Origin of the sequence: Fictibacillus aquaticus, assembly GCF_002245695.1 — a bacterium.
GTDB classification, from domain to species: domain Bacteria; phylum Bacillota; class Bacilli; order Bacillales; family Fictibacillaceae; genus Fictibacillus; species Fictibacillus aquaticus.
Genome location: NZ_NOII01000030.1, coordinates 1 through 5699, shown reverse-complemented (window position 1 = coordinate 5699; position 5699 = coordinate 1). Strand labels below are relative to the sequence as shown.

8 protein-coding genes are annotated in these 5699 nt (G+C 43.4%); all 8 read left to right on the top strand.

Going from position 1 to position 5699, the window contains the following annotated elements; genetic code table 11:
• A partial coding sequence (gene rpoN, locus CGZ90_RS18780) for an RNA polymerase factor sigma-54 (protein ID WP_094254047.1) occupies positions 1 to 1208 on the top strand: 1208 nt, incomplete at its 5' end.
• A gap of 257 nt (positions 1209 to 1465) precedes the next feature.
• Entirely contained in the window at positions 1466 to 1636 is a 171-nt protein-coding gene (locus tag CGZ90_RS18775; protein ID WP_165766914.1) for an aspartyl-phosphate phosphatase Spo0E family protein, read from the top strand.
• Positions 1633 to 1770: an FbpB family small basic protein gene (locus CGZ90_RS18770; RefSeq protein ID WP_094254045.1), complete on the top strand. Its 138-nt coding sequence runs from the start codon at positions 1633 to 1635 to the stop codon at positions 1768 to 1770. The genes CGZ90_RS18775 and CGZ90_RS18770 overlap by 4 nt, the downstream gene beginning before the upstream one ends.
• Positions 1771 to 1785: 15 nt before the next feature.
• On the top strand, positions 1786 to 2070 hold the full coding sequence (locus CGZ90_RS18765) for a YkvA family protein (RefSeq protein WP_094254048.1): 285 nt from the start codon (positions 1786 to 1788) through the stop codon (positions 2068 to 2070).
• Between the two features lie 365 nt (positions 2071 to 2435).
• Positions 2436 to 2690, top strand: coding sequence for a glutaredoxin family protein (locus CGZ90_RS18760; RefSeq protein ID WP_094254044.1), 255 nt, complete (start codon positions 2436 to 2438; stop codon positions 2688 to 2690).
• A 174-nt stretch (positions 2691 to 2864) separates the two neighbouring features.
• The gene (locus CGZ90_RS18755) at positions 2865 to 3902 is read left to right on the top strand and encodes a sugar-binding transcriptional regulator (protein ID WP_094254043.1); all 1038 of its coding nucleotides are present in this window, start codon (positions 2865 to 2867) and stop codon (positions 3900 to 3902) included.
• A 65-nt stretch (positions 3903 to 3967) separates the two neighbouring features.
• Positions 3968 to 4975 carry a type I glyceraldehyde-3-phosphate dehydrogenase gene (gene gap / locus CGZ90_RS18750; protein WP_094254042.1) on the top strand — a complete coding sequence of 336 codons (1008 nt, stop codon included), beginning with the start codon at positions 3968 to 3970 and terminating at the stop codon, positions 4973 to 4975.
• A gap of 105 nt (positions 4976 to 5080) precedes the next feature.
• The coding region (locus CGZ90_RS18745) for a phosphoglycerate kinase (RefSeq protein ID WP_094254041.1) at positions 5081 to 5699 on the top strand (619 nt) is incomplete at its 3' end.

The window sequence follows — 5699 nt, the reverse complement described above, 5'->3', positions numbered from 1 at the left end:
TGCAGGAACAGGCGAACGAGAATCCGCTTATAGAAGTGGTGGAGCCAGCGGGTATTGTTGGAAGAAGCCCGCGTCAAAGAAAAACCTCGCCTTCAGCGGGGATGCCGGTGTCATTTGAGGAATATATAAGCAGCGAAGAAACGCTGCATGAAACATTGCAAAAACAGTCCATCCTCCTGCCGCTTACAGCAAAAGAACGGAAGATGCTAGACTTTATTATATTAAGCATTGATGATAACGGATTTTTGACCGTATCGAGTGAAGAAGCAGCGAAGCATTTCGCAGTTCCGGAAGAAACCATCGAAAACCTGATCCGCCATATTCAGGAGATGGAGCCTGCTGGCATCGGTGCCCGCAGTATTCAGGAGTGCCTTCTTCTGCAGCTAGCAGCTGAAGGGATGGAAAACTCTCTTCCGTGGCGGCTCGTCTTAACATTTTTAGATAAACTGGCTGAACGTAAGATTAAACAAATCAGCATAGCATTGCAAACGTCACCGGATGAAATTCAAAAAGCAGCTGATTTTATCCAGAAACTTAATCCGCGCCCAGGGAAAATTTTTGCACACGGAAGAACAGAAGGCTACCTTTATCCGGATGTGACAGTCAATCATAGCAACGGTCAGTTTTCAATCGCTTTTAATGACCGGTACAATCCATCTGTTAAGCTGAACAGCGATTATGAACCTGTTCACTTTATTGCTAAAAAAGATGGACCTTCGAAATATTTGCAGGATCAGTACGCCAAGTTTCAATGGCTGCAAAAAGCGGTAGAACAAAGGCGGCAGACATTAATTAAAATAGTGTCTGAAGTGGTTAAAGTCCAAGAGTCCTATTTTTCAGGAAAAGGACAGCACCTCGTGCCATTGACACTGAAGCAGATCGCTGACGCAACGGGGATGCATGAATCGACAATAAGCCGGGCGGTTAAACATAAAGTTATCCAGACACCAGCGGGAGCCCGTGAACTAAAAACTTTTTTTACAGCCAAGATAGAGACGAATGATGGAGGTACAGCTTCGGCCAGTTCAGCTAAGCAGGCAATAAAAGAACTTATTGAAAAAGAAGACAAGAACAAGCCGCTGTCTGATCAGCAAATTTGCGAGCTGCTGAGCAAGGAATCCGGTCTTGCCATATCTAGAAGAACAGTTGCTAAATACCGTGAAGAGCTGCTTTTGCCCTCTTCGTCAAAACGTAAGCGTTTTGCGTAGCATATTGATTGACAGACAAATCAAACTATTTTAAGATGTAGTCAAATAGTTGAATAGTTCTCCAAAAGGGGAGTAGCTTTTACAGCAAAGTCGTCATTACGGAGCTCGTGCTCTCGGCTTTGTTGGCAGCATTCATTGTTGTTAGCAAGACCTTTGCCAATATGGTAAAGGCTTATATATGCAGAAAACCTTTACCGGATCCGGTAAAGGTTTTTTTCGTTCTCCCTGCCATGTTCAGCTATTAAAGGAGGATGGAGATGACCAATAAAAAAACAATATCACTCGAGATATCAAAAGAAAAACATAAACTCGCAGTCTGCGTTGAAAATACGGGGCTCAACAGCAACGAAACGATTAAGCAGAGCCAAAAGCTAGATATGCTTATCACAAAGTGCCAGAAATTAAAAATAGGAGAGAAAATGAAATGAAAAAAATGAAATATAACTTACAATCACTAATAAAAAAGAATAAAGAGGAGCTTCTGAAAAATAAATCGGAGCTGGAAAAAATAGAACAAAAAATTGACGCTCGGCATACTGGCCGTGCAATACCTGCATCTTAAGGAGGCTCTGATATGATGTTCAAATCCTTCAAAAGACTGAAATTCATTCTGAAATTCTGGAAGTTCATCCCGTTCTTAAAAGATTACTTTTTGTCACCAAAAGTCAGTCTGCCTAAAAAAGTTGCAGGACTGCTCCTTTTTGCGGCATATGCGGTATTCCCGTTTGATATCATCCCAGATTTCCTGCTGTTCTTCGGAATATTAGATGAAGTGGCCGTCGCTGCGTTCATTTTACAAAGAATGATTAAGAACGCACCAGAATCACTGCAAAAAAAGTACAATCTGCTCAATATGGAGTAGCTTTATTGCTCGACATTAAACCTTCATTTAAAATTATTATATTCATTAAAAAGATTGCTGCTAAATTAGTTAAGCTTCGACGTTTAATTCATGAAAATTTTCTATTCCATTCGATTAATTGCTTTTTACATGTCAATCTCATTGTTGACCATCTTTGATTACTTCTTTGATAAAGTTGATTGTAGTGTAAGGCGCCGACTCCAGCGGGACGAGTGGGACAGGTGANNGCGTGCGCCTGAAACGGAAATCAACTACTTCTCAGAATTCTTAATAAGCAATATTGCTAACGATAACAAAAAGCAAAATCTACTGGCTCGGTGCTAGCCTGCGTAGCAACAAGTTTACTTTTCAGGAAAAAGGGAAGGATGATAAAGGTGCATGAAAAAACCATCATATTTTATACGAAACAACATTGTCCATTGTGCGATAAAGCGCATAAACTATTGCAGGAGCTTCAGTCTGAGATTTCATTTAAGATCCAATCCATTGATATTTATAGCGATGACGAGCTTCTGGAGCGGTACGGACTCATGATTCCGGTAGTCGAGATTGACGGAGAAGAAGTCGGTTACGGTCAAATCGATAAGAATTCCGTAAAGAAAGCGCTTACTAATTTTTAATAAGTAAAAGTTGTTGAAAAGTTGTTTTTGTTTTTGCTAAAATGAATTTGACTTCAGAAAACATACTCAAAAAGCTTGGTTTGACCGCCAGGATTTTTTTACTCTCCGATGGGACATAAAATGACTATGCGGGACAAATTAAGTCCAACGAATAGCGTGGTAGGAGAATGCAGGATGAAAGAATTAATCAACATACAGCAAAAATTGCTGCCTGATCTTATTGAAGTCATGAGAAAGCGATACAGCATTCTTTCTGTTGTAAGGTCCCATGAGCCGATTGGACGCCGCAGTCTCGCCGCTAACCTGAACTTGACTGAACGCGTTTTAAGGAGTGAAGTCACCTTTCTGCGCGATCAAGGGCTGCTGCACATTGGTTCGTCAGGCATGTCGCTGACTGAAGAAGGAAGCAGCACACTCACAAAGCTTTCTGAAATGATGAAAGAACTTTCAGGTTTGCGTGTTTTAGAATCAGGTTTAAAGGATATCTTAAATCTGTCTGAAGTGATTGTCGTTCCTGGAGACAGTGATTCAGATCCCTGGGTCAAGACGGAACTGGGAAAAGCGGCAATCCAGAGGTTAAAACAGGAGCTCAAAGGCGATAATGTTATCGCAGTTACAGGCGGAACGACACTTGCCGCCGTAGCTGAAATGATGACGCCTGGGAGCAAGGATCAGGAGCTATTGTTCGTGCCGGCGCGCGGCGGTCTTGGTGAGAAGGTAGAGAACCAGGCGAACACGATATGCGCAGCGATGGCACAAAAGGCAAACGGCCATTACCGTCTGCTTCACCTTCCTGATCAGCTCAGCAAGGACACATACCTGTCTTTGATTCAAGAGCCGGTCATAAAAGAAGTCATGGAGCTGCTGCACTCAGCGAGTATAGTGATTCACGGCATTGGTGATGCTAGAACAATGGCAGAACGCCGGAATTCTTCTTCAGAGCTGATTGAAAAGCTCGGACAAGAAAGAGCCGTGGCAGAAGCATTCGGGTATTATTTTGACAAGCAAGGCAAGGTTGTCCACCGAGTGAGGACGATCGGGCTGCAGCTCGAGGAACTGCAGAACAGCGAGCTTATTATGGCTGTTGCAGGAGGATCCTCTAAAGCACAGGCAATATCATCGTTTATGAAGCACGGACCTAAAGGCGTGCTCGTTACAGATGAAGGCGCCGCTCGTCAGCTTTATGACGAACTGCGCTCTGACTATCGTTAATTAGGGAGTTATCCCTTTTTATAAATTTAAAATACTTTCTCTTAAATACAAGGAGGTCATTTATAATGGCAACGAAAATTGGTATTAACGGATTTGGACGTATCGGACGTAACGTATTCCGCTCTGCTTTCAAAAACCCTAACGTAGAAGTAGTAGCAGTAAACGACTTAACAGATGCTGAAACACTAGCATTCTTGCTTAAGCATGATACTATTCACGGTAAATTCGAAGGAACTGTAGAAGTTAAAGAAAACGCACTTATCGTAAACGGCAAGGAAATCAAAGTATTGGCAGAGCGTGACCCTGCACAGCTTGGATGGGGTGACCTTGGCGTAGAAGTAGTTGTTGAATCTACTGGACGTTTCACGAAGCGTTCTGACGCTGCGAAACACATTGAAGCAGGAGCTAAGAAAGTTATCATCTCTGCTCCAGCAACTGACGAAGACATCACTGTTGTTCTTGGTGTTAACGAAGACAAGTACGATGCATCTCAGCACGATGTAATCTCTAACGCTTCTTGTACGACTAACTGCTTAGCTCCTTTCGCTAAGATTCTTCACGAGAAGTTCGGACTTGTTCGCGGTATGATGACTACTGTTCACTCATACACTAACGACCAGCAGATCCTTGACCTTCCGCACAAAGACCTTCGTCGTGCTCGTGCGGCAGCTGAGAACATCATCCCGACTTCAACTGGTGCTGCTAAAGCGGTATCTCTTGTTCTTCCTGAGCTTAAGGGCAAGCTGAACGGTATGGCTATGCGTGTTCCAACTCCAAACGTATCTCTAGTAGACCTTGTTGCTGAGCTTGAAAAAGACGTAACTGTTGACGAAATCAATGCTGCGTTTAAAGAAGCTGCAGAAGGACCGCTTAAAGGAATCCTTGGCTACTCTGAAGAGCCGCTTGTATCAACTGACTACAACGGAAACGCTAACTCTTCTACAATCGATGCTCTTTCTACAATGGTTATGGAAGGCAACATGGTAAAAGTTATTTCTTGGTACGACAACGAGTCTGGTTACTCTAGCCGTGTAGTTGACTTGATTGACTTTATCGCTAAAAAAGGACTTTAATAATTAGAGACGAACATTAAGGAGGGGGAGAGAGGCAGGTGCTCTACTCCTCTTTCCTATGTTTGTTTAAAAAATACCCACCCTGTCAGGAGGTCTCGAGTACTTATGAACAAGAAATCAGTTCGCGACATCGACGTAAAAGGCAAAACGGTATTTTGCCGCGTAGACTTTAACGTTCCGATGAAAGATGGAGAAGTGACAGACGATACACGTATCCGTGCTGCCCTTCCTACCATTCAATACTTAACAGAGCAAGGTGCGAAGGTGCTTCTTGCCAGCCACCTTGGCCGTCCTAAAGGACAAGTGGTTGAAGAGCTTCGTCTTGACGCCGTTGCGAAACAATTGAGCGAGCATCTTGGCAAGGAAGTTGTCAAAACAGACGAAGCTTACGGAGAAGAAGTAAAAACGGCTCTTTCTTCATTAGAAGAAGGCGGCGTGATCCTTCTTGAAAACGTACGTTTCTACCCTGGAGAAGAAAAGAACGATCCTGAGCTTGCAGAAAAGTTTGCGGCACTTGCAGATGTGTATGTAAATGACGCATTCGGTGCGGCACACCGTGCCCACGCATCAACTGAAGGAATCGCTAAGCATCTGCCGGCAGTTGCAGGACTTCTTATGGAAAAAGAGCTTGAAGTGCTAGGAAAAGCTCTTTCAAATCCTGACCGTCCGTTCACTGCCATCATCGGCGGAGCGAAGGTTAAGGACAAAATTGACGTTATCAACA

Coding starts and splice junctions, on each gene's coding strand:
- CGZ90_RS18775 (WP_165766914.1), top strand. CDS start 1,466: ATGACCAATAAAAAAACAATATCACTCGAGATATCAAAAGAAAAACAT.
- CGZ90_RS18760 (WP_094254044.1), top strand. CDS start 2,436: ATGATAAAGGTGCATGAAAAAACCATCATATTTTATACGAAACAACAT.
- gap (WP_094254042.1), top strand. CDS start 3,968: ATGGCAACGAAAATTGGTATTAACGGATTTGGACGTATCGGACGTAAC.
- CGZ90_RS18755 (WP_094254043.1), top strand. CDS start 2,865: ATGAAAGAATTAATCAACATACAGCAAAAATTGCTGCCTGATCTTATT.
- CGZ90_RS18765 (WP_094254048.1), top strand. CDS start 1,786: ATGTTCAAATCCTTCAAAAGACTGAAATTCATTCTGAAATTCTGGAAG.
- CGZ90_RS18770 (WP_094254045.1), top strand. CDS start 1,633: ATGAAAAAAATGAAATATAACTTACAATCACTAATAAAAAAGAATAAA.